Here is a 21896-nt window from a genome sequence, read left to right as displayed (position 1 = left end):
GGGCAGGGGCCAGGGGCCGGGGGCCGGGGGCCGGGGAAAAACACTTGCTTCTCCCTGACCCCTGGCCTCTGGCCCCTGCCCTCTGGCCCCCCTATCCTGTGCCGATGCGGGCCGACCTGACCGAACGACTGTTGCGCGGCCTCTATTCGGCCCTTCTCTACGTGCTGGTGCCGGTCACGGTCTACCACCTGATCTGGCGCGGCTTCCGCCAGTCGGCGTACTTCCAGCGCTGGGACGAGCGCTACGGCATCTATCGCGCGCCGCCGATCGACGCGCCGGTGTGGGTGCATGCGGTCTCGGTCGGCGAGGTCAATGCCGCGGCGCCGCTGATCAACGCGCTGCTCGCGCGCGACCCGGGCCGGCGCCTGCTGGTGACCACGATCACGCCGACCGGCTCGGCGCGCGTCGCCGCGCTGTGGGGCGACCGCGTCGAGCACGTCTACCTGCCCTATGACCTCAGCGGCGCGGTGCGCCGGTTCCTTGCCCATTTCCGGCCGAAGATCGGGCTGATCGTCGAGACCGAGCTGTGGCCGAACCTGCTGTTCTGCTGCCGCGACGCCGGGGTGCCGGTGTACATCGTCAACGCGCGGTTGTCGGCGCGCTCGCTGCGTGGTTACCGGGTGCTGCGGCCGCTGGTCGGGCGCGCGCTGCGCACCGTGCGCCGGGTCGCCACCCAGTCGGCCGACGACGGCCGGCGCTTCGTCAGGCTCGGCGCGCTGCGCGAGGCGGTGGTCGAGACCGGCAACCTCAAGTACGACATCGTCATCGACCACGCCGCGATCGACGCGCTGGCCGCCGAGTTCCGCGCCGAGGCCGGCACCCGGCCGGTCTGGATCGCCGCCAGCACGCATCCGGAGGAGGAGGCGGCGGTCATCGACATCCACCGTCGCCTGCGCCAGCGCTGGCCGGACCTGCTGCTGATCTGGGCGCCGCGCCATCCCGAGCGCTTCCGCAGCGCCGCGCAGCAGGCGATCGAGGCCGGCTGGACGGTGGCGACGCGCGCGCTGACCCGCTGGCCCGACGCCGGCGACGCCGTGTTCGTGCTCGACACGCTGGGCGAACTCGGCGCCTTCTACGCCTGCGCCGACGTCGCCTTCGTCGGCGGCAGCCTGCAGGACATCGGCGGCCACAACCTGCTGGAGCCGGCCGCGCTCGGCGTGGCCATCGTCACCGGCCCGCACCTGCAGAACTTCACCGACATCGCCCGCCAGCTCGAGCGCGTCGGTGCGCTGCGGATCGGTGCCGATGCCGACGCCGTGCATGCGCATCTGGCGGAGCTGCTGGCCGACCCGGCCGCACGCACCGCGGCGGGCGAGGCCGGCCGCGCGCTGTTCACCGCGGGCCGCGGCGCACTGGCGCGCACGTTGGCGCTGGTGGAACCCGACCTGCCGGCGCCGGACGCGAAAACGGCGCGGATCGGGTCCGCGCCGTTCCTGGTCTGACGATCCGGGGGTTTACTGCTGCGGCAGCGTGCCGTCGACGGTACCGGTCGAGGCGCTGATGCCGTCGACGTCGACGGTCAGCTGGCGGTTGACGTCCTGCAGGTTGGAGATGTCCAGCGTGCCCGCGGCCTGCTCCAGCAGCAGCCGGCTCTGCAGGAAGTTGTACTTGGCATACGCGTACTGCTGGCGCGCCGAGAACAGGGTCTGCTGGTTGATCAGCACGTCGATGACGGTACGCGTGCCGACTTCCAGGCCGACCTGCGAGGCCTCGTAGGCGGCGTTGGCCGAGACCAGCGCCAGCCGGCGCGCCTCGACCTCGGTGATGCCGGCGACCAGGTTCTGGTAGGCGCTGCGGGTGTTGCGTTCGATCGCGCGGCGCTGGGCCTCGAACTGGTCGGCGGCGATGTCGCGCTGGGCGATCGCCTGGCGTACCCGCGACTGGGTCGCACCGCCGCTGAAGATCGGCACGGTCAGGGTGAGGCCGATGCTGTTTGTCTCGGATTCGCGTTGCTGCGTGCCCTGGCTCAGTTCACCCCAGCTGTCGCTCCTGCCGTAGCTGGCGCCGAGGTCCAGCGTCGGCAGGTGGCCGGACTTGGCCGCGGTGACATTGTGGCCGGCAGAGGTGACCTGGTACTCCAGCGCCTTGAGCTGCGGGTTCTGGTCGAGCGCGGTCGCGACCCAGGCCTCGGCATCGCGGCCCTCCGGCAGCTGCGGCGTGAAGTCGTCGGGCAGGCCGCGCAGGTTGCTGATGGGTGTGCCGGTGATCTCGGCCAGCGCCTGGTAGGCGTCCTGCAGCGCATTGCGCTGGACCAGCGTGTTGGCGCGCGCGCTGTCGTATTGCGCGCGGGCCTCGTGCACGTCGGTGATCGGGGCCAGGCCCACTTCCAGGCGCTTGTCGGCGAAGTCGAACTGGCGCCGGAACGCGACTTCGGCGGCCTCGGCGGCGGCCAGCGTTTCGGTGGCGATCAGCACGTCGAAATAGGCCGCGGCGGTGCGCGTGATCAGCGAGTCGTTGTCGGCCTCGAGCTGGAAGTCGGCGGCCGTGCTCAGCGCACGCTGCGAGCGCAGCGTCGAGATCTGGCCCCAGTCGAACAGGGTCTGGCCGAGGTTGACGCCGGTACTGCGCGTACGGCCGTAGCCGGAGACGCCGGCGGCGCGGCTGTCGGTCAGCGATGCGCTGCCATTGATCTGCGGCAGCAGCGCGGCGCGCGCCTGCACCGCGCCTTCCCTGGTGGACAGGCGCTGCGATTCGGCGATCGACAGGGTCGGGTCGTTGGTGCGGGCCAGCTCGTAGGTCTGGACCAGGTCGGCGGCCAGCAGCGGGCTGGAGGTCAGGGCGAGGGCGAGCGACAGGAACAGGGGGCGGCGGAACATCGGGGAATCCTTCGGGCGATCAGAGGGAGAACTGCGGCACGGGGGCGGCCCCGGCGAGATACGCCAGTCCGGTCTCGAACAACGATTCGATGCGCGGCGCGTTGACGTCGTCGCCTTCGCGATGGACCAGTACGGCTTCCATCGCCGGCTCGCGGCCGCGCACGATGAACATGCGGCCGCCGGGACGCAGCCACTGCAGGAAGCGCGCGGGAATGGTGTCGACCGCGCCACCGACGCAGATCGCGTCGAAGCGGCGTTCGGTCTCCCATGCGAAGGCGTCGGCGGCGATGACCTGCACGTTGCTGATCGCCTGGGTCACCAGGCGGTCCTGCGCGGCTTCGGCCAGATCGGCGTGGCGCTCGAGGCTGACCACATCGCGGGCGAGATTGCCCAGGCAGGCGGCGAGGTAGCCGCTGCCGGTGCCGATCTCCAGCACTTCGTCGCCCGGCGACAAGGCCAGCGCCTGCAGCGCCCGGCCCTCGACGACGGGCTTGAGCATCGTCTCGCCGTGGCCGATCGGCAGTTCGAGGTCGGCGTAGGCCAGCGCGCGGTGCGCCTCGTTCACGAACAGTTCGCGCGGCACGCGCGCGATCGTGTCGAGCACGCGGACGTCCAGCACGTCCCACGGCCGGACCTGTTGTTCCACCATCGCCTCGCGGGCCTTGGCGTAGTCGATCGTCATCTTGTCGGTTCCTGTTTCGCCTGCGCGCAATTCTAGCGGGGCAGGCCTGTTTCCATCATCGCGGCGGGCCTGCCGCGGGCGCAGTGCCGGAAGTCACCGCGACTCCCGACATGCGGACATCGGGTGGTCAGCGTTGGCGTCCATCGCGCGCATACGCGCGCAGGAACATGTCGACGGCCGCCTCCAGGTGCGCCTGGCGCTGCTCCGCGCAACCGGCGCGGCCCTCGCAGTCGAGCACCATGCGCATGTGCAGGTCGCCCTTGACCAGCACGAAGAACTGCGAGGCCGCCAGCGGGACGTCGTCGATCTGCAGTTCCCCGATCTCGATGCGACGCTCCAGCAGCGCGGCGAAGTCGCCCTGGACGCGCATCGGCCCGCTTTCCCAGAATGCGCGCGCCAGCCGCTTCTCGACCATCTGCGGCGTGCACAGCAGGCGGTGGCCGGCCAGCGCCTCGGGCTCGCTGACCATCGTGAAGAAGGCGTCGGCAACCTGCAGCAGGCGCGTGCGCAGCGGCGTTTCCGGCGACGGACTGAAGATCGACGAGGGCAGGCGCTGCTCGCAGTAAGCGGCCGCGGCGGCGGTGAACAGCGTGTCCTTGTCGCCGAAATGGCTGTAGACGGTCAGCTTGGACACGCCTGCCTCGGCGGCGATCTGGTCCATGCTGACGCCTTCGTAGCCCTGCTGGGCGAACATGCGCTCGGCGGCTTCCAGGATCGCGGCGCGCTTGGCCAGATCCTTGGGGCGGCCGGGTCCGGCCGCAGCACGCGACTGGGGGGCGGGATCGGGCAGGGGGGCGGGCGTCGACATTGCCGGAATACTATACCAACGGGTTTTGTATCCAGATACTATACGCACCAGTTTATTAATGGATCCGCCCCGGAGACCGGCTTGGACGCGAGCACCCCCTGTCATTCCCGCGCATTGCGCACGCGCCGTTGGCGCCTGCCGGCACTCGCCGGTACGGTCCTGCTCGTACTCGCCGCCTGTGGCGGTGGTACGCCACCGGCGGAGGCGCCCCGCCCGGTGCTGGTGGTGCGTCCCGGCGATCTCGCCAACGACGGGATCGGCGCCTACGCCGGCGAAATCCGCGCGCGCGAGGAAAGTGCGCTGGCGTTCCAGGTGGGCGGGCATCTGGTGCGCCGGCTGGTCGATGCCGGCGAACACGTGCAACGCGACCAGGTACTGGCCGAGATCGATCCGGGCGACCTGCGGCTGCAGGCGCAATCGGCGCAGGCGCAGCTGAGCGCCGCGGAAGCGGAGCACGCGCGTGCGCGGACCGACCAGGCGCGCTACGCACGGCTGGCCGAGCAGCAACTGGTCAGCCGCTCGACGATGGACGCGCAGGACGCGGCCTACAAGGCGGCGCAGGCGCAGGTGCGCGCAGCGCGCGCCCAGTCCGACGTGGCCCGCAACCAAGCCGGTTACACCCGGCTGCGGGCACCGCGCGATGGCGTGATCGCCAGCCGTCAGGCCGAGGCCGGGCAGATCGTCGGCGCCGGACAGACCATCTACACGCTGGCCGGCGACGACGGCCGCGAGGTCGCGATCGCGCTGCCCGAGTCGCGCATCGCCGGGTTCCGGGTCGGACAGCCCGCCAGCGTCGAGCTGTGGAACCGGCCGGGCGAACGCTACGAGGGCCGGATCAGCGAGATTGCCGCCGCCGCAGACCCGCAGACCCGCACCTATGCCGCGCGGGTCGCCCTGACGCTGCCGGACGACGCCGCGGTGGAACTGGGTCAGAGCGCGCGGGTGTATCTGTCGGGCAACGGCGCCGAAGCGGCGCTGTCGGTGCCGCTGTCGGCGATCCAGCCTGGGGCCGGCGACGCGGAAGGCGACAGGGCGGCGGTATGGGTGGTCGACCCGCAGACGCGGGCGCTGCGCCGGGTGCCGGTGACCATCGGTGCCTATGGCGAGCATGCGGTCGCGGTCCACGATGGCGTCACGGCCGAGACGCTGGTGGTCGCCGCCGGCGGACACCTGCTGCGGGAGGGGCAGGTCGTCGCGCCGGTGGACCGCGACAATCGCCCCATAGAACCCGAAACCCCGAAGCCGGTGCCTCGGAAATGAGGCAGGCCGTCACCGTGAGCCGATGCCGCATGGCACCTGCGCCCCTCCCCCGCTTGCGGGGGAGGATGGGTGGGGGCCTGGCGGGCAGGGCACCCTCACCCCAACCCCTCTCCCGCCAGCGGGAGAGGGGCTCGAGCCGGCGCTTCGCGCTTCAGCGCCGATGCCGCATGGCACCTGCATGCCTCCCTTGCTTGCAGGGGAGGATGGATGGGGGCATGGCGGGCAGGGCACCCTCACCCCAACCCCTCTCCCGCCAGCGGGAGAGGGGCTCGAGCCGGCGCTTCGCGCTTCAGCGCCGATGCCGCATGGCACCTGCGCCTCTCCCCCGCTTGCAGGGGAGGATGGGTGGGGGCATGGCGGGTGATGCACCCTCACCCCAACCCCCCTCCCGCCAGCGGGAGAGGGGCTCGAGTTGGTGCTCCCCCGTCCTCAGCCCGCGGTATCACCGATGACCCGCTTCAATCTCTCCGAGTGGGCGCTCGGCAACCGTGCGCTGGTGCTCTACGCGATGCTCGTCGTCGCCTTGGCCGGCACTTGGTCGTACATGCAGCTCGGCCAGTCGGAGGATCCGCCGTTCACGTTCAAGGCGATGGTGGTGCGCACGCTGTGGCCGGGCGCGACCGCCGACCAGGTGGCGCAGCAGGTCACCGAGCGGATCGAGCAGAAACTGATGGAAACCGGCGACTACGAGCTGATCCGCTCGTACTCGCGCCCGGGCGAGTCGCAGATCATCTTCATGGCGCGCGATTCGATGCGCTCCTCGGAGATCCCCGAGCTCTGGTACCAGGTGCGCAAGAAGGTCGGCGACCTGCGGCCGTCGCTGCCGCAGGAGATCGTCGGGCCGTTCTTCAACGACGAGTTCGGCGACACCTTCGGCAACATCTATGCGCTCAGCGGCGAGGGCTTCGACTACGCGCTGATGAAGGACTACGCCGACCGCATCCAGCGCGCGCTGCAGCGCCTGCCCGACGTCGGCAAGGTCGAGCTGGTCGGCCTGCAGGACGAGCGGGTGTGGATCGAGGTCAACAATACCCGGCTGGCCACGCTCGGCATCCCGATGGCGGCGGTGCAGCAGGCGCTGGCCGAGCAGAACGCGGTGGTGCCGGCGGGCTTCTTCGAGACCGCCGACGAGCGCGTGCAGCTGCGCGTCGACGGCGCGTTCGATTCGGTCGAGTCGATCCGCGCGTTCCCGGTGCGCGCCGGCGACCGTACGGTGCGGCTGGGCGACATCGCGACCGTGACCCGCGGCTTCGCCGACCCCGCCGCGCCGCGGATGCGCTTCATGGGCGACGACGCGATCGGCATCGCGGTGGCGATGCACGACGGCGGCGACATCCTGCGGCTCGGCCGCACCCTGGAACGCGAGTTCGCGCGGCTGCAGGACACGCTGCCGGCCGGCCTGCAGTTGCGGCGGGTCGCCGACCAGCCGCGCGCAGTGCGCGATTCGGTCGGCGAGTTCGTCAAGGTGCTGGCCGAGGCGGTGGTCATCGTGCTGCTGGTCAGCTTCCTGTCGCTGGGCCTGCGCACCGGGCTGGTGGTGGCGGTCTCGATCCCGCTGGTGCTGGCGATGACCTTCATCGCGATGCACCAGTTCGGCATCGGCCTGCACAAGATCTCGCTCGGCGCGCTGGTGCTGGCACTGGGATTGATGGTCGACGACGCGATCATCGCGGTGGAGATGATGGCCATCCGCATGGAGCAGGGCGACAGCCGGCTCAAGGCGGCAAGCTACGCCTGGAGCCACACCGCGTTCCCGATGCTGACCGGCACCCTGGTCACCGCCGCCGGCTTCCTGCCGATCGCGACCGCGGCCTCGAGCACCGGCGAGTACACCCGCTCGCTGTTCCAGGTGGTGACGATCGCGCTGGTGGTGTCGTGGATCGCGGCGGTGCTGTTCATTCCGCTGCTCGGCGAGAAGATGCTGCCCGACCTCGCGCATCCGCAGCCGCCGCGTCCCGGCTCGCCGGCCGCGCGCTGGCGTGCATGGCGCCGGTCGCTGGCCGACCGCTGGCCGGCGCTGGCGTTCGCGCTGGCGCCGCGCGAGCCGGGAGCGCATGACGCCGACCCCTACGCGCGGCCTTTCTACCGCCGGTTCCGCCGCCTGCTGGACTGGACGCTGCGCATGCGCTGGCTGGTGATCGGCGCGACGGTGCTGCTGCTGGTGCTGTCGCTGGCGCTGTTCCGCTTCGTGCCGCAGCAGTTCTTCCCCGATTCCACCCGGCTGGAGCTGATGGTGGACATGGAACTGGCCGAGGGCAGTTCGCTGCGCGCCACCGAGGACAACGCGCGCCGGCTGGAGGCGCTGCTGCAGGGCCGTGCCGGCATCGACAACTACGTCGCCTACGTCGGCACCGGCTCGCCGCGGTTCTACCTGCCGCTGGACCAGCAGTTGCCGCAGGCGAACTTCGCCCAGTTCGTGGTGATGGCCTCGGACGTCGCCGCGCGCGAACGCATCCGCAGCTGGCTGATCGACGAGGTCGCGCCGCAGTTCCCGACGCTGCAGCTGCGCGTGACCCGGCTCGAGACCGGCCCGCCGGTCGGCTATCCCGTGCAGTTGCGGGTCTCGGGCGAGCACGCCGAGCGGGTGCGCGCGATCGCGCGCGAGGTCGCCGGGCAGGTACGCGCCAATCCGCACGTGGCCAACGTCAACCTCGACTGGGACGAGCCCAGCAAGGTGGTGCGGCTGGTCATCGACCAGGAGCGCGCGCGCGCGCTCGGCGTCAGCTCGCAGCAGCTGGCGCAGTTCCTCGCCGGCTCGCTGTCGGGCCTGCAGGTCAGCACCTACCGCGAGGGCAACGAGCTGATCGGCATCCTGATGCGCGGCGACGCCGACGAGCGCGCGCAGCTGGCGATGCTGGACAGTCTCGCGGTGCCCACCGCCAGCGGGCAGTCGGTGCCGCTGGCGCAGGTCGCGCGGCTGGAGCCGGCGTTCGAGGATGGCATCATCTGGCACCGCGACCGCCTGCCGACGGTGACCGTGCGCGCCGACATCCGCGACGCCACCACGGCGCCGACCGTGGTCGCGCAGATCCTGCCGACGCTGGCCGGCATCCGCGAGGCGCTGCCCGAGGGCTATCTGCTCGAGACCGGCGGCACGGTCGAGGACTCGGGGAAGGGCCAGGACTCGATCAAGGCCGGCCTGCCGCTGTTCCTGCTGGTCGTGGTGACGCTGCTGATGCTGCAGCTGCGCAGTTTCTCGCGCAGCGCGCTGGTGCTGCTGACCGCGCCGCTGGGCATGATCGGCGTGACCCTGTTCCTGCTGGTGTTCCGGGTGCCGTTCGGCTTCGTCGCGATGCTCGGCACGATCGCGCTGGCCGGCATGATCATGCGCAACTCGATCATCCTGGTCGACCAGATCGAGCAGGACATCGCCGCCGGCCATGCGCGCTGGGACGCGGTGATCGACGCCACCGTGCGTCGCTTCCGGCCGATCGTGCTGACCGCACTCGCCGCGATCCTGGCGATGATCCCGCTGTCGCGCAGCGTGTTCTTCGGGCCGATGGCGGTGGCGATCATGGGCGGGCTGACGGTCGCGACGCTGCTGACGCTGACCTTCCTGCCGGCGTTGTACGCGGCATGGTTCCGGGTGCGGCGCGACGAGCCGGACCATTCCGGTGCGCATCCCGGCCACGGCGCTGCCGGCGACGATTGATCCCGCCCCTGCGGCCGCGGCGGGCGGTTGCCGCGAACGGGGCGCGTTCCCGGCGGTCCCGGCGCGACGGTCGCGGCCGGCTGGGGTAATCTCTGCGCGCCGGACGGGCGGGGAGGGGGCCGCTGCGGCACCGACACGAGGGGAACCACGCTTGCCTGCCGCGCACGTCGAAGCGACGCATCCGTCGCCGCCTGCCGCGCGCCGATCCGGCGCGTCCGCCATCGTCCGCCGCGCCCGGCTGTTCGGCTGGCTGCTGCCGGCCGCCTGCGCGCTTGCCGCGCCCGCGCTCGCCGGCACGACGCAGGTCGCCCGGCTCGATCCCGACTACCGCAACACGCTGCGCCACTACGGCGACGAGCAGGGCCTGCCGCAGGCCAGCGTCAACGCGATGCTGCAGACTCGCGACGGTTTCCTGTGGCTGGGCACGTTCGGCGGCCTGGTCCGCTTCGATGGGCGGGAGTTCCGCATCTTCGGTTCCGTCGGGCAGGTCCAGGGCGACGGCCGCGACCGCGGGCCGGCGAGCAGCCGCATACTCGCCCTGCACGAGGACGACCGCGGCCGGCTCTGGATCGGCACGCAGGAAGCGGGGGTCGGCCTGCTCGAACATGGCCGTTTCAGGCAACTGCCCCTCTGCGGCGGACGCTGCCAGGTCAACCATTTCGTCCGCGCTGACGACCGGACGCTGTGGATCCTGAGCACCCAGGGCGTGTTCCGGGTCGACACCGACACCCTGCAGGCCCGGACCTACCTGGACGCCTACAACGCGTTCGACTCGGTCGCGCCAATGGCCGACGGCGAACTCTATGCCGGGGGACAGGACGGGTTGTGGCGGCTGTCGCGCTCCGGCGGCGTGCGCGTCCCGCTGCCGGACGGACGCACGGTCGTCCGTCGGATAGTCGCGGCGCCGGACCTGTTGTGGCTCGTCCTCAGCGACCGCACCCTCTACCGCTACCGGCCCTCGACCGGCGAATGGACCCTGGTCAGGACCGGTCTGCCGTTCGAGACCCAGCTGATACCGTCGAACGACGGCCGCGTCTACATTTCCGACGAGGTGTCCGGGCTGCGCATGCTCGCCGGCGACGGCCGCGAGCAGCCGGTGCAGGGCGCCGAGTCGCTGCACGTGCGCGTCGTGCACCTCGATGACGAAGGCAACACCTGGATCGGCACGACCGGCCAAGGATTGTGGCGGATGCGGCCGGCGCGCGTGGCGATGCTGCATGCGCCGGGCCTGGGCGGACGGGCGCCGGGGCGCGTGGTCGAGGGCGACGGCCACGGCGGGCTGTGGCTGGGGTTCGGCTGCGCCGGCCTATGGCACCGGCGCGCGGACGGCGAGACGCGCCGGTTGCCGGTCGAGGACGTGCTCGACGATGCCTGCATCTCCAGCCTGTTCCACGACGAGGCCTCCGATGCGCTGTGGATCGGCACGTCGAACGCCGGCCTCGGCCGTTTCCACGACGGCGTGCTGGAGCGGGCCTGGCACTGGCCGGGCGAAGCGATGCTGGGGGTCTGGCGCTCGCGCGACGGCGCTTGGTGGGCGGCGACGCTGCGCAACGTCTACCGCCTGCGGATGGAAGCCGACGGCAGCGTGCACGAGGCGAGCCGGCTCGACGCGTTGTCGGGCATGAGCATCGCCAAGATGGTCGACGCACGCGCCGGCGGCGTCTGGTTCGTGGGCGATCGTGGCGTGTTCCGGCTGGTCGACGACGTGGTGGTCGAGCGCTGGACCGCCGAGGACGGCGTGCCGCCATTCGCGCGCGCCCTCCACGAGGACGACGACGGCCTGTGGATCGGGACCTACGGCGGCGGACTGGTCCACATCCAGGACGGTGTCGTCGTGCGCCATACCACCGCCGACGGGCTGTTCGACGACACCGTGTCGTGCATCCTGCCCGATCGCGACGGGCGGCTGTGGCTGGCGGGCAACCGTGGCCTCTCGGTGCTGCTGGAACGTCCGATCGCCGCCACCGGTCCACGGCTGATGACCATCGGTACCGCCGACGGCCTGGACCCCGTGGAATTCAACGGCGGCACGGCTTCGGCTTGCCGGACCGACGCCGGCGGCACCAAGCTGTTCGCGATGATCCGCGGGTTCGCGCTCGTCGAGCCGTCGCACTTCGCCGTGGCGGCGCGCCGGCCGCCGACGCCGTATGTGGACCGGGTGAGGATCTCGGGGCGCGAGCTCGATCCCTTCGACCTGCCGCGGTTCGGCGTGGACGCGGCCAATCTCGAGATCGTGGTCGGCGTCATCGGCCTGGCCGATCCGCAGCGCACCCGCATCCGCTACCGGATCGGCGAAGGTGCGGACTGGCTGGAGGCCGACGCCGGCCGCAACCTCCTGTTGCCCGATGTCCCGTGGGGCGAACGCCGGTTCGAGGTGCAGGCGCGCTATCTCGACGGCGACTGGTCGAAGTCCGTGGTGCTGCGCTTCGATCGCCCGGTGCCATGGTATCGCCGCGACTGGATCTGGCTGGCCGCCAGTCTCGCCGGCCTGCTGTGCCTGTTGTGGGCGACGCGCGAGCGCCGCGTCCACGGCGGCGATTACGATGCGGTCGTCGAACGCGCCCGCGCGAGACTGGGAGATGGCCGCGCGTCGGAATGAGCGGTGCCGCCCGGCGCCGGGCCGGCGGCGCCGTCGGCGGGCGGTGGCTGCAGCGGCAGGTGCACGACGAAGCGCGTGCCCTCGCCCGGAACGCTGTCGCAGTCGATCTTTCCGCCGGCCTCGGCGACGATCCGGTGCACCATCGCCAAGCCGATCCCCGAGCCGCGCTCGCGCGGCTTGGTGGTGAAGAACGGCTCGAAGATCCGCGCCCGGATCTCCGCTGGCATGCCGTGACCGGTATCGGCCAGGCGGAGCAGGACCTTTCCGTCGTCGACGCCGGTCGCGAGTGTGAAGCGGCCGCCACCGGGCATCGCGTCGACCGCGTTCTTGGCGATGTTGAGCACGGCGGCCTCGAACTCAGTGCGGTCCATGCGGATCCAGGCCGGCCGGTCGCACAGCGCCGCCTGCGCCTCGACACCGGGGCCGGCGATCGAGTGCAGCATCGGCATCAGTTCGTGCAGCACCGCGTTGGCGTCGAAGGTCTCGCGCACTGCCGCATCGTTGCGCGCGAGCGTCAGCAGCCGCCCGGTCAGGTCCCGTCCGCGCCGCGTCGCCGCCTCGATCCGCTGCAGGCAGTACCGCGTCTCGTCGTCGACGCCGCGGTGGCGCAGTCCGCGCTGCGCGAAGCCGAGCACGACGCCCAGCAGGTTGTTGAAGTCGTGCGCGACGTTGCTGGCGAGCTTGCCGAGCGCGTCGATGCGCTGGGACTGCAGCAACTGCGCCTGCGAATCCTCCTTGTCCCGGATCTCGAGCTCGAGCTGCCGGCACAGCAGCGTCAGCTCGCGGTTGCGCCGGTCGCTGATGTCCGACTTGAGGATCAGCCGGTCGAGGATCAGCGCGACGATCGCGTTGGCCAGCACCGGCTGCAGCAGGTGCGAGACGATCTCGCGGAGCGCGCCGGTATCCGCCCCGCCGCGCTGCAGGTCCGTCCACGCACCGAGCAGCAGGACCGCCAGGTATGCGATGGCCGTTGCCCACAGCCCGCGGCGGCCCAGCAGCAGCCCTGCGAACAACAGCGGCAGGATGCTGAGCATGACGCTGGCCGACTGGGCCGCCAGCCCGTAGCGGACGTGGCTGAGCCCCAGCAGGACTAGGCCGGTGGCGATCAGCGCTGCGGCCACCGGGCGTTGGGCGGGGAAGCGGTGCGGCGTCATCGCGGCATTATCGTCGGCGTATCCGTTCGCTGCGGTGGGAGCGAGCCGCGCTCAGGCATCCACCGGGCGGAGACGCTCCCGGAGCCAGGCGGCGAGCGCGGATTCGTCGAGGTCGCCGGCCGCAAGCGCGATCCAGGCCAGATAGCGGTCCTGCTGCGGGGCATCGATGTCGATGCCGTTGAGCCGCAGGAACAGCAGGGCCGCGACCAGCGATGTGCGCTTGTTGCCGTCGACGAAGGGATGCAGGTGCGCGATGCCGTGCGCGTAGGCCGCTGCCAGCGCGCACAGGTCGGGCGGCGGATCGCCATAGCTGGCAAGTTGCAGCGGCTTCGCCAGCGCGGTTTCGAACAGGCCGCGGTCGCGCACGCCGGTGGCACCGCCATGTTCGGCAAGCTGGCGCAGGTGGATCGCTTCGACCACCGGCGCCTGCAGCCAGACGATGCCGTTCACTTCGCCAGCTGGCGCAGCACGTCGCGGTTCTCGCGCATGATTTTCTCCGCGACGCGCATCTGCCGCTCGAACTCGGCGTCGTAGGCGGAAATCAGATAGCCGCCGGGCGCCTCGTTGAGGTGCAGCGAATCCCCGGCCTCCAGACGCAGCCGCGACAGGACTTCCTTGGGCAGCACGACGCCCACCGAATTGCCGATGCGGGTCAGCTTGAGTGCGGTCATGGCGGGTTCCCTGTCGTGGCGGAGTTATTACGAACGTAATTACGCCGCTCGCCCCTTGTTTCGTCAAGTCCCTCGCGCGGTCGCGATGCCGGGCGTTCAGAGGCCGGCAGCGGATCGCATGCGCAGCAGCGGCCGCCGTCGGCGTGCGGACTACGCTCGGCCGCTCAATCCTCGAGCAGCGCCAGGTTCCGCACCGCGCCCTTGTCGGCGCTGGTCGCCAGCAGCGCGTAGGCCTTCAGGGCGGCGGTGACCTTGCGCGGGCGCGGCTGCGCGGGCTTCCAGCCGGCCGTGTCCCGGGCTTCGCGCCGCAGGGCCAGTTCGGCGTCGTCGACCAGCAGGTCGATGCGCCGCTGCGGGATGTCGATGCGGATGCGGTCGCCGTCCTGGACCAGGCCGATGGTGCCGCCGGCGGCAGCCTCCGGCGAGGCGTGGCCGATCGACAGGCCCGAGGTGCCGCCCGAGAAGCGGCCGTCGGTCAGCAGGGCGCATTTCTTGCCCAGCCCCTTCGACTTCAGGTACGAGGTCGGGTACAGCATCTCCTGCATGCCGGGGCCGCCCTTCGGCCCCTCGTAGCGGATGACCACGACCTCGCCCGGCTGTACCACGTCGCCGAGGATGCCGGCCACCGCCGCGTCCTGGCTTTCGAACACCCGCGCCGGGCCTTCGAACACGTGGATCGACGGGTCGACGCCGGCGGTCTTGACCACGCAGCCGTCGACGGCGAGGTTGCCGGTCAGCACCGCCAGCCCGCCCTCGGCCGAGAACGCGTGGGCGACGTCGCGGATGCAGCCGGTCGCGCGGTCGGCGTCGGGCGTGTCCCAGCGCGTGGCCTGGCTGAAGGCGGTCTGGGTCGGGATGCCGGCCGGGCCGGCCCGGAAGAACGTCCGCACCGCATCGTCGTCGCTGACGCCGATGTCCCATTGCGCGAGCGCCTCGCCCAGCGTCGCGCTGTGCACGGTCGGCACGTCGACGTGCAGCAGGCCGCCGCGCGCCAGTTCGCCGAGGATCGCGGGAATCCCGCCGGCGCGGTGCACGTCCTCGATGTGGTAGTCGGGCGTGTTCGGCGCGACCTTGCACAGCTGCGGCACGCGCCGCGACAGCCGGTCGATGTCGGCCAGGGTGAAATCGACGCCGGCCTCCTGGGCCGCGGCCAGCAGGTGCAGGATGGTGTTGGTCGAGCCGCCCATCGCGATGTCGAGCGTCATCGCGTTCTCGAACGCCTCGAACGTGGCGATGCCGCGCGGCAGCGCGGCCGGGTCCTCGGCGCCGTACCAGCGGTGGCACAGCTCGACGGCGGTGCGGCCGGCGCGCAGGAACAGCTGCTCGCGGTCGGCGTGCGTCGCCAGCAGGGTGCCGTTGCCGGGCAGCGACAGGCCCAGCGCCTCGGTCAGGCAGTTCATCGAGTTGGCGGTGAACATGCCCGAGCAGGAGCCGCAGGTCGGGCAGGCGCTGCGCTCGACCGCCGCGACTTGTTCGTCGGAGGCGTCCGGGTCGGCGGCGATGACCATCGCGTCGACGAGGTCGAGCTTGTGCCCGTTGGCAGTGCCATCGGCGAGCCGGGTCTTGCCCGCCTCCATCGGTCCGCCGGAGACGAACACCACCGGGATGTCCAGCCGCAGCGCCGCCATCAGCATGCCGGGCGTGATCTTGTCGCAGTTGGAGATGCACACCAGCGCATCGGCGCAGTGCGCGTTGACCATGTACTCGACCCCGTCGGCGATCAGCTCGCGGCTCGGCAGCGAATACAGCATGCCGTCGTGGCCCATCGCGATGCCGTCGTCGACGGCGATGGTGTTGAACTCCTTGGCCACGCCGCCCACGCGCTCGATCTCGCGCGCGACCAGTTGGCCCATGTCCTTGAGGTGCACATGGCCGGGCACGAACTGGGTGAACGAGTTCGCGATCGCGACGATCGGCTTGTGGAAGTCGCCGTCGGTCATGCCGGTCGCGCGCCACAGCGCGCGGGCGCCGGCCATGTTGCGGCCGTGGGTGGAGGTGCGTGAGCGGTATTCGGGCATCGGGCGGGGTCTGCAATGGGTCTGGCGAATGGCCGGCGGCGGCCGGCGTTGGCGGGAACGGCCTGGTGCGGGTGCCCGGTGCGGGTGTGCCGCCGTGCCGTGCCGGCATTGTGCGGCCGGCACGGCAGGCGGGGCGGCCGGTGCGCGGCTCAGTCGCGCAGTTCGTTGACCTGGCAGGTGGTCTCGATGCGCGCCAGCACCGCCGCGGTGACCTCGCCGGTGGAGCGCGCGGCGCCGCCGGCCGCGAGATCGGCGCTGAACACGCCGGCCTCCAGCGCATCGTCGACCGCCTGCTCGATGCAGGCCGCTTCCTGCGACAGGCCCAGCGAGTAGCGCAGCAGCAGCGCGGCGCTGAGGATCGTGCCGTAGGGATTGGCGATGCCGCGGCCGGCGATGTCCGGCGCCGAGCCGTGGATCGGCTCGTACATGCCGACGCTGCCCTCGCCGAGCGAGGCCGACGGCAGCAGGCCCAGCGAGCCGGCCAGCATCGAGGCCTCGTCGGTCAGGATGTCGCCGAACATGTTCTCGGTGACGATGACATCAAAGGCGCGCGGTTTCGACAGCAGGTGCATCGCCATCGAGTCGACCAGCTGGTGTTCCAGGGTGATGTCGGGGAACTCGTCGCGCGCGACGCGGCTGGCGACGTCGCGCCACAGCCGCGAGGTCTCCAGCACGTTGGCCTTGTCGACCGAGGTCACGTGGCCGCGGCGGCCGCGTGCCAGCAGGCAGGCGCGGCGCACCACGCGTTCGATCTCGGCGACGCTGTAGCTGCACAGGTCGCTGGCCGACTCGGCGGTGCGGGTGCGCGCGCCGAAGTAGATGCCACCGGTCAGTTCGCGCACCACCAGCAGGTCGACGCCGGCCAGCAGGTGCGGCTTGATCGGCGAGGCGCCCATCGTCGCGGTGTGCGGACGGGTCGGGCGCAGGTTGGCGTACAGGCCCAGCGCCTTGCGAATCGCCAGCAGGCCCTGCTCGGGACGCACGGATGCGTTCGGGTCCGACCACTTCGGCCCGCCGACGGCGCCCAGCAGCACCGCGTCGGCGTCGCGCGCGGCGGCCAGGGTTGCGTCGGGCAGCGGCTTGCCGGTGGCGTCGATCGCCGCGCCGCCGATCAGGTGCTCGTGCAGGGTGAAGCGGTGGCCGTAGCGGCGTTCCACGGCCTGCAGCACCTCGACCGCGGCCGCGGTCACTTCCGGGCCGATGCCGTCGCCGGGCAGTACCACGATGTCAGCGTGCATGGATGCGGTCCTCATGGGTATGTTCGTAGTTGCGGATCTCGGCGTCGCGCGCCAGCAGGTAGCCCATCTCGTCGACGCCCTCGAGCAGGCAGGTGCGCGCGAACGCGTCCAGCGGGAAGGAATGGACGCGGCCATCGGGCGTGCGCAGTTCGCGCGCGGCGATGTCGATCTCCAGCACGTCGTCGGGCCGCGCCATCAGCGCCTGCACGTCGGCCTCTGGCAGCACGATCGGCAGCAGGCCGTTCTTCAGCGCGTTGTTGCGGAAGATGTCGGCGATCTCGCTGCTGACGATCGCGCGCAGGCCCAGGTCGCGCAGCGCCCACGGCGCATGCTCGCGCGAGGAGCCGCAGCCGAAGTTGCGCCCGGCGATCAGGATCGAGCGGCCGGCGTTCTCTGGCCGGTTGAACGCGAACGCCGGGTTCGGGCTGCCGTCTGCCTGCCAGCGCCAGTCGTTGAAGGCGTGCCGGCCCAGGCCCTTGCGCTCGGTCGTCGACAGGAAGCGCGCGGGGATGATCTGGTCGGTGTCGATGTTGGTCTCGCGCAGCACGACGCTGGCGGAGACGACTCGGGTGTTGGACTGCATGGTCTGGGGTTCTATTTTTGGCCACGGATTGACGCGGATAGGCGCGGATAAAAAACGATTTGCAGGATCAATGCGTTGGCAAGGGCCATGTACGCTCGTCATTCCCGCCTTCGCGGAAATGACGGTGCTGCAAGGGCTGGAAACAAGGATGCTTTGATCCGCGTTGATCCGCGTCGATCCGTGGCCGAATGCGCTGCATCACGCCACCTCCCGACGGTCGGCGAACAGTTCGCGCGGATCGGCGACCACGCCGCGCACCGCGGCCCAGGCGGCGCTGACCGGCGAGGCCAGCAGCGTGCGCGAGCCCGGCCCCTGGCGGCCCTCGAAGTTGCGGTTGCTGGTGCTCACCGCCAGTTGCCCCGGTGCGACCAGGTCGCCGTTCATCGCGATGCACATCGAGCAGCCGGGCTCACGCCATTCGGCGCCGGCGGCGCGGACCACCGCATCGATGCCCTCGGCCTCGGCGGCCCGCTTGACGATCTCCGAGCCCGGCACGACCAGCATGCGCACGTTCGGCGCGACACGGCGCCCGCGCAGCACCGTGGCGACGTCGCGCATGTCGCCGAGGCGGCCGTTGGTGCACGAGCCGACGAACACCACGTCGACGGGGGTGCCGGCCAGGGTGTCGCCGGCCTGCAGGTGCATGTAGTCCAGGCCCTTCTGCGCGGCGACGTCGGCCGCGGCGGGGATCGGCACGTCGACGCCGATCGCGGTGCCCGGATGCGTCCCCCAGGTCAGCGTCGGGCGGATGTCGGCGGCGTCGATGCGGACCTCGACGTCGAAACGCGCGCCCGCGTCGCTGCGCAGCTCGCGCCAGCGCGCCACGGCGGCGTCGAACGCGGCGCCCTTGGGGCCGCGCGGCGTGCGCGCGATCCAGTCGAAGGTCACCTCGTCGGGCGCGACCATGCCGGCGCGCGCACCGGCCTCGATCGACATGTTGCACAGGGTCATGCGCTGCTCCATGTCCATCGCCTCGATGGTGGAGCCGCGGTACTCGATGACGTGGCCGGTCCCGCCGTTGACGCCGATGACGCCGATCGCGTGCAGGATCACGTCCTTGGCGCCCACGCCCGGTGCGAGGTCGCCGTCCACGGTGATCGCCATCGTCCTGGCCTTGCGCTGCAGCAGGCACTGCGTCGCCAGCACGTTGCCGACCTCGCTGGTGCCGATGCCGAACGCCAGCGCGCCGAACGCACCATGCGTCGAGGTGTGGCTGTCACCGCAGACGATGGTCATGCCCGGCAGGGTGAAGCCCTGTTCCGGGGCGATGACGTGGACGATGCCGCGCTGGTCGGAGGCCATGTCGAACAGCTCGATGCCGTGCTCGGCGCAGTTGCGCGCCAGCATCTCGACCTGGGCGCGCGCGGCGTCGGTCGCGTAGGGCAGGCGGCCGTCGGCGTCGGCCGGCAGGGTCGGCGTGGAATGGTCCATCGTTGCCTTGGTGCGGTCCGGGCGCCGCGGCGCGATGCCGCGCTCGCGCAGTTCCGTGAACGCCTGCGGCGAGGTGACCTCGTGGATCAGGTGCAGGTCGATGTACAGCACCGCGGGCGCGGCCTCGCTTTCGGGGATCACGACGTGCGCGTCCCACAGCTTGTCGAACAGGGTACGGGGTGGGGAGGTCATGGCGTCTGGCTGGTCTGCGGAGAAGGGACTGGCGGACGGTGTGGCGGTCGTGGCACTCATGCGCTGGCCGCGACCGGTTGCGGCGCACGGGTGCGCAGGATGCGGTTGGCGACATCCAGCCACGCCAGCGCGCTGGCCTCGATGATGTCACGGCTGGTGCCGCTGCCTTCGTAGTCGCAGCTCCGGCCGGGCGCGCTTTCGTGGCGCACGCCGAGGTTGGCCTCGCCGCGCGCGTCGCGGCCGATGCCGACGCTGTGCACCTGGTAGCTCTGCAGCGACAGCTCGACGCCGGTCGCCGCCGCCAGCGCGGCGAACAGCGCATCCACGGGGCCGTCGCCGAGCGCGCTCTCGCTGACCCGGGTGCCGTCGGGCGCCGACAGCTCGACCTGCGCGCTGGCGCGCTGGCCGCGGTCGCTGACCGTCATCGACGCCAGGCGCCAGCCCTGGCCGTGCAGGTCGCCTTGCATCAGCGCCTCCAGGTCGTCGTCGTCGACCACGCGCTGCTGCTCGCACAGCGCCTTGAACGCGGCGAACACCTGGTCGATCTGCGCGTCCTCCAGCGTGTAGCCCAGCGCGCGCAGGCGGTGGCCGACCGCGGCGCGGCCGCTGTGGCGGCCCAGCACCAGCTTCGAGTCGGGCCAGCCGACATCCGAGGGATTCATGATCTCGTAGGTGCCGCGGTGGCGCAGCATGCCGTGCTGGTGGATGCCGGACTCGTGGGCGAACGCGTTGTCGCCGACGATCGCCTTGTTGCGCTGCACCTGCATGCCGGTCAGGCGGCTGAGCAGCTGCGAGGTCGGGACCAGCAGGCGCGTGTCCAGGCGGGTGTCGATGTCGTAGAAGGCGTTGCGCACCTTCAGCGCCATCGCCAGTTCCTCGATCGCGCAGTTGCCGGCGCGCTCGCCGATGCCGTTGACCGTGCACTCGACCTGGCGCGCGCCGCCCTCGATCGCGGCCAGCGAGTTGGCGACCGCCAGGCCCAGGTCGTCGTGGCAGTGCGCGCTGAAGATCACGTCCCGCGCGCCCGGGACCGTGGCGATCAGGCGCTGGAACAGCCCGCGCATCTCCTCGGGCGTGGTGTAGCCCAGGGTGTCGGGGACGTTGATGGTGCCCGCGCCGCCCGCGATCGCCGCGCCGATCACCTCGGCCAGGAAGTCTTCTTCCGTGCGGGTGCCGTCCTCGGTCGAGAACTCGACGTCGTCGACCAGCCGGCGCGCGTGCTCGACGCTGGCCGCGGCCAGGTCCAGCACCTGCTGCCGGCTCATGCGCAGCTTGTGCTCGCGGTGCAGCGGGCTGGTGGAGATGAAGATGTGCAGGCGCGGATTGGCGGTGCCTTCGAGCGCGCGCGCCGAGGCCTCGATGTCGGCCGGCAGGCAGCGCGACAGCACCGCCAGCGTCGGCGTGCGGATCTCGCGCGCGATCAGCTTCGCGGCCTCGCGGTCGGATTCGGAGCTGGCCGGGAAGCCGGTCTCGATGATGTCCACGCCCAGCTCGGCGAGCGCGCGCGCCATCACCACCTTCTGCTGCGGGGTCATGCTGCAGCCGGGCGACTGCTCGCCATCGCGCAGGGTGGTGTCGAAGATGCGGATGGTGTCTTGCGGGGTCATGCGGGAAGTTCCTCGGGAATTCGGTTCGGCGTGCGGTCGGGCGTCGGGCTTGCGGTCGGGGCGCTCGCGGGGAGCGCGGCGCGGCGAAGTCGCGGTTCCTCGCCGGTGGCGGCAACGGCGGCCGCCGCCAGGTCGTTGCGCCGGCGCGGCACCGCAAGCGGCGGCGCGGCGACGACCGCCTGCGCGGCCTCGGTCTCGCGCACCCGCCTGCGCGGCTTGCGCGGCGGCCGCGGCCGGACTTCCGACAGCAGCCGCGCCAGCACCGCGGCATCGAGGTTGCCGCCAGAGACCACCGCGCACTTGCGCTTGCCGGCGACGCGGCGGCCGGCCGCCAGCGCCAGCGCGCCGGCGCCCTCGGCGATCACGTGCTCCTCCAGCGCCAGCCGCACCAGGGTCTCGCGCAGCTCGGCCTCGCGCACGATCACCAGGTCGTCCAGCAGCCCGGCCAGCAGGTGCCGGGTGATGTGGCCGGGCTCCTTGACCCGCACGCCGTCGGCCAGCGTGACCGCGGGCTCGCGCACGCTGTCGTCGCCGCGCAGCAGGCGCACCATCGCGTCGACGCCTTCGACCTGCGCGCCGACGATGCGCACGCCCTGCGACTTCAGCGCCAGCGCGACGCCAGACGCCAGCCCGCCGCCGCCGATCGGCACGATGACCACGTCCGGCGTCAGCGCCGCCGCGATCTCCAGCCCGACCGTGCCCTGGCCGGCGATGACGTCGACATCGTCGAACGCCGACAGCAGCCGGAAGCCGTTCTGCGCGGCCAGTTCCGCGGCGAAGGCCTTGGCCTCGTCGTAGGTGTCGCCGTGCAGGCGCACCGCCGCGCCCCAGTGGGCGACACCGGCGATCTTGGTTTCCGGCGCGTTCTTCGGCATCACCGTGATCGCCGGCATGCCCAGCCGGTATGCGGCCCAGGCCAGGCCCTGGGCGTGGTTGCCGGCCGAGGCGGTGATGACCATGCGGTCGTCGCCGCGTTCGCGCGCGGCCAGCAGCGCGTTCATCGCCCCGCGCACCTTGTACGAGCCGGTGCGCTGCAGGTTCTCCAGTTTCAGCCAGCAGCCGAAGCGCTCGGCGTAGTGCATCGGGGTGACGTCGAGATAGCGACGCAGCCGCGCCTGCGCCGCCAGCACGTCGCTGGCGGTGACTTCGGGTGGGCGGCGTACGTCGGAATCCGTCATGGCAGGC

The 21896-nt window shown here is 71.6% G+C and carries 16 protein-coding genes; 4 read left to right on the top strand and 12 right to left on the bottom strand.

Features of this window, described 5'->3' with window-relative positions:
• Positions 1-104: 104 nt before the first annotated feature.
• On the top strand, positions 105-1442 hold the full coding sequence (gene waaA, locus LDO26_RS15985) for a lipid IV(A) 3-deoxy-D-manno-octulosonic acid transferase (protein WP_232132093.1): 1338 nt from the start codon (positions 105-107) through the stop codon (positions 1440-1442).
• 12 nt (positions 1443-1454) lie between these two features.
• Here waaA and LDO26_RS15980 read toward each other — a convergent pair whose 3' ends face one another.
• The 3 genes from LDO26_RS15980 to LDO26_RS15970 form a co-directional block, all read right to left on the bottom strand.
• Positions 1455-2816: a TolC family outer membrane protein gene (locus LDO26_RS15980; protein ID WP_232132092.1), complete on the bottom strand. Its 1362-nt coding sequence runs from the start codon at positions 2814-2816 to the stop codon at positions 1455-1457.
• Positions 2817-2835: 19 nt separating this feature from the next.
• Positions 2836-3498 (bottom strand): protein-L-isoaspartate O-methyltransferase family protein, encoded by a 663-nt coding sequence (locus LDO26_RS15975; RefSeq protein WP_232132091.1) that lies wholly within the window; start codon positions 3496-3498, stop codon positions 2836-2838.
• A 127-nt stretch (positions 3499-3625) separates the two neighbouring features.
• A complete protein-coding gene (locus LDO26_RS15970; protein WP_232132090.1) occupies positions 3626-4306 on the bottom strand; it encodes a TetR/AcrR family transcriptional regulator in 681 nt (226 codons plus the stop codon).
• Positions 4307-4420: 114 nt separating this feature from the next.
• Here LDO26_RS15970 and LDO26_RS15965 point away from each other — a divergent pair, with 114 nt between their 5' ends.
• The 3 genes from LDO26_RS15965 (at position 4421) to LDO26_RS15955 (ending at position 11817) form a co-directional block, all read left to right on the top strand.
• Complete coding sequence (locus LDO26_RS15965; RefSeq protein ID WP_435594111.1) at positions 4421-5566, top strand: efflux RND transporter periplasmic adaptor subunit; 1146 nt, start codon at positions 4421-4423, stop codon at positions 5564-5566.
• 448 nt (positions 5567-6014) lie between these two features.
• The gene (locus LDO26_RS15960) at positions 6015-9218 is read left to right on the top strand and encodes an efflux RND transporter permease subunit (RefSeq protein WP_232132089.1); all 3204 of its coding nucleotides are present in this window, start codon (positions 6015-6017) and stop codon (positions 9216-9218) included.
• 151 nt (positions 9219-9369) lie between these two features.
• Positions 9370-11817: a ligand-binding sensor domain-containing protein gene (locus LDO26_RS15955; RefSeq protein ID WP_232132088.1), complete on the top strand. Its 2448-nt coding sequence runs from the start codon at positions 9370-9372 to the stop codon at positions 11815-11817.
• Here the strand turns inward: LDO26_RS15955 and LDO26_RS15950 are convergent.
• From LDO26_RS15950 to LDO26_RS15910, 9 genes are all read right to left on the bottom strand, one after another.
• A complete protein-coding gene (locus LDO26_RS15950; protein WP_232132087.1) occupies positions 11757-12971 on the bottom strand; it encodes a sensor histidine kinase in 1215 nt (404 codons plus the stop codon). The genes LDO26_RS15955 and LDO26_RS15950 overlap by 61 nt on opposite strands.
• A 51-nt stretch (positions 12972-13022) precedes the next feature.
• Positions 13023-13421 (bottom strand): type II toxin-antitoxin system death-on-curing family toxin, encoded by a 399-nt coding sequence (locus LDO26_RS15945; RefSeq protein WP_232132086.1) that lies wholly within the window; start codon positions 13419-13421, stop codon positions 13023-13025.
• Positions 13418-13642 (bottom strand): AbrB/MazE/SpoVT family DNA-binding domain-containing protein, encoded by a 225-nt coding sequence (locus tag LDO26_RS15940; protein WP_232132085.1) that lies wholly within the window; start codon positions 13640-13642, stop codon positions 13418-13420. Before LDO26_RS15940 ends, LDO26_RS15945 begins: the two co-directional genes overlap by 4 nt.
• A gap of 164 nt (positions 13643-13806) precedes the next feature.
• Entirely contained in the window at positions 13807-15660 is a 1854-nt protein-coding gene (gene ilvD, locus LDO26_RS15935; RefSeq protein WP_232132084.1) for a dihydroxy-acid dehydratase, read from the bottom strand.
• 149 nt (positions 15661-15809) lie between these two features.
• Positions 15810-16898, bottom strand: a complete 1089-nt coding sequence (gene leuB / locus LDO26_RS15930) for a 3-isopropylmalate dehydrogenase (protein ID WP_232132083.1) — start codon at positions 16896-16898, stop codon at positions 15810-15812.
• Complete coding sequence (gene leuD, locus LDO26_RS15925) at positions 16888-17481, bottom strand: 3-isopropylmalate dehydratase small subunit (protein ID WP_232132082.1); 594 nt, start codon at positions 17479-17481, stop codon at positions 16888-16890. Before leuD ends, leuB begins: the two co-directional genes overlap by 11 nt.
• Positions 17482-17679: 198 nt before the next feature.
• Positions 17680-19104 (bottom strand): 3-isopropylmalate dehydratase large subunit, encoded by a 1425-nt coding sequence (gene leuC, locus LDO26_RS15920; RefSeq protein WP_232132081.1) that lies wholly within the window; start codon positions 19102-19104, stop codon positions 17680-17682.
• Positions 19105-19160: 56 nt separating this feature from the next.
• On the bottom strand, positions 19161-20711 hold the full coding sequence (locus LDO26_RS15915) for a 2-isopropylmalate synthase (protein ID WP_232132080.1): 1551 nt from the start codon (positions 20709-20711) through the stop codon (positions 19161-19163).
• A complete protein-coding gene (locus LDO26_RS15910) occupies positions 20708-21889 on the bottom strand; it encodes a threonine dehydratase (RefSeq protein ID WP_232132079.1) in 1182 nt (393 codons plus the stop codon). Before LDO26_RS15910 ends, LDO26_RS15915 begins: the two co-directional genes overlap by 4 nt.
• Positions 21890-21896 lie beyond the last annotated feature (7 nt).

This window comes from Proluteimonas luteida (assembly GCF_021191695.1).
Taxonomy (GTDB): Bacteria; Pseudomonadota; Gammaproteobacteria; order Xanthomonadales; family Xanthomonadaceae; genus Luteimonas; species Luteimonas luteida.
This window is presented reverse-complemented; position numbering and strand designations above follow the sequence as displayed.

Excerpts from the sequence above, each read along its gene's own strand:
- LDO26_RS15960 (WP_232132089.1), top strand. The coding sequence starts at position 6,015 with ATGACCCGCTTCAATCTCTCCGAGTGGGCGCTCGGCAACCGTGCGCTG.
- LDO26_RS15915 (WP_232132080.1), bottom strand. The coding sequence starts at position 20,711 with ATGACCCCGCAAGACACCATCCGCATCTTCGACACCACCCTGCGCGAT.
- LDO26_RS15950 (WP_232132087.1), bottom strand. The coding sequence starts at position 12,971 with ATGACGCCGCACCGCTTCCCCGCCCAACGCCCGGTGGCCGCAGCGCTG.
- ilvD (WP_232132084.1), bottom strand. The coding sequence starts at position 15,660 with ATGCCCGAATACCGCTCACGCACCTCCACCCACGGCCGCAACATGGCC.
- leuB (WP_232132083.1), bottom strand. The coding sequence starts at position 16,898 with ATGCACGCTGACATCGTGGTACTGCCCGGCGACGGCATCGGCCCGGAA.
- LDO26_RS15940 (WP_232132085.1), bottom strand. The coding sequence starts at position 13,642 with ATGACCGCACTCAAGCTGACCCGCATCGGCAATTCGGTGGGCGTCGTG.
- LDO26_RS15975 (WP_232132091.1), bottom strand. The coding sequence starts at position 3,498 with ATGACGATCGACTACGCCAAGGCCCGCGAGGCGATGGTGGAACAACAG.
- LDO26_RS15980 (WP_232132092.1), bottom strand. The coding sequence starts at position 2,816 with ATGTTCCGCCGCCCCCTGTTCCTGTCGCTCGCCCTCGCCCTGACCTCC.
- leuC (WP_232132081.1), bottom strand. The coding sequence starts at position 19,104 with ATGACCTCCCCACCCCGTACCCTGTTCGACAAGCTGTGGGACGCGCAC.
- LDO26_RS15970 (WP_232132090.1), bottom strand. The coding sequence starts at position 4,306 with ATGTCGACGCCCGCCCCCCTGCCCGATCCCGCCCCCCAGTCGCGTGCT.
- waaA (WP_232132093.1), top strand. The coding sequence starts at position 105 with ATGCGGGCCGACCTGACCGAACGACTGTTGCGCGGCCTCTATTCGGCC.
- LDO26_RS15910 (WP_232132079.1), bottom strand. The coding sequence starts at position 21,889 with ATGACGGATTCCGACGTACGCCGCCCACCCGAAGTCACCGCCAGCGAC.
- leuD (WP_232132082.1), bottom strand. The coding sequence starts at position 17,481 with ATGCAGTCCAACACCCGAGTCGTCTCCGCCAGCGTCGTGCTGCGCGAG.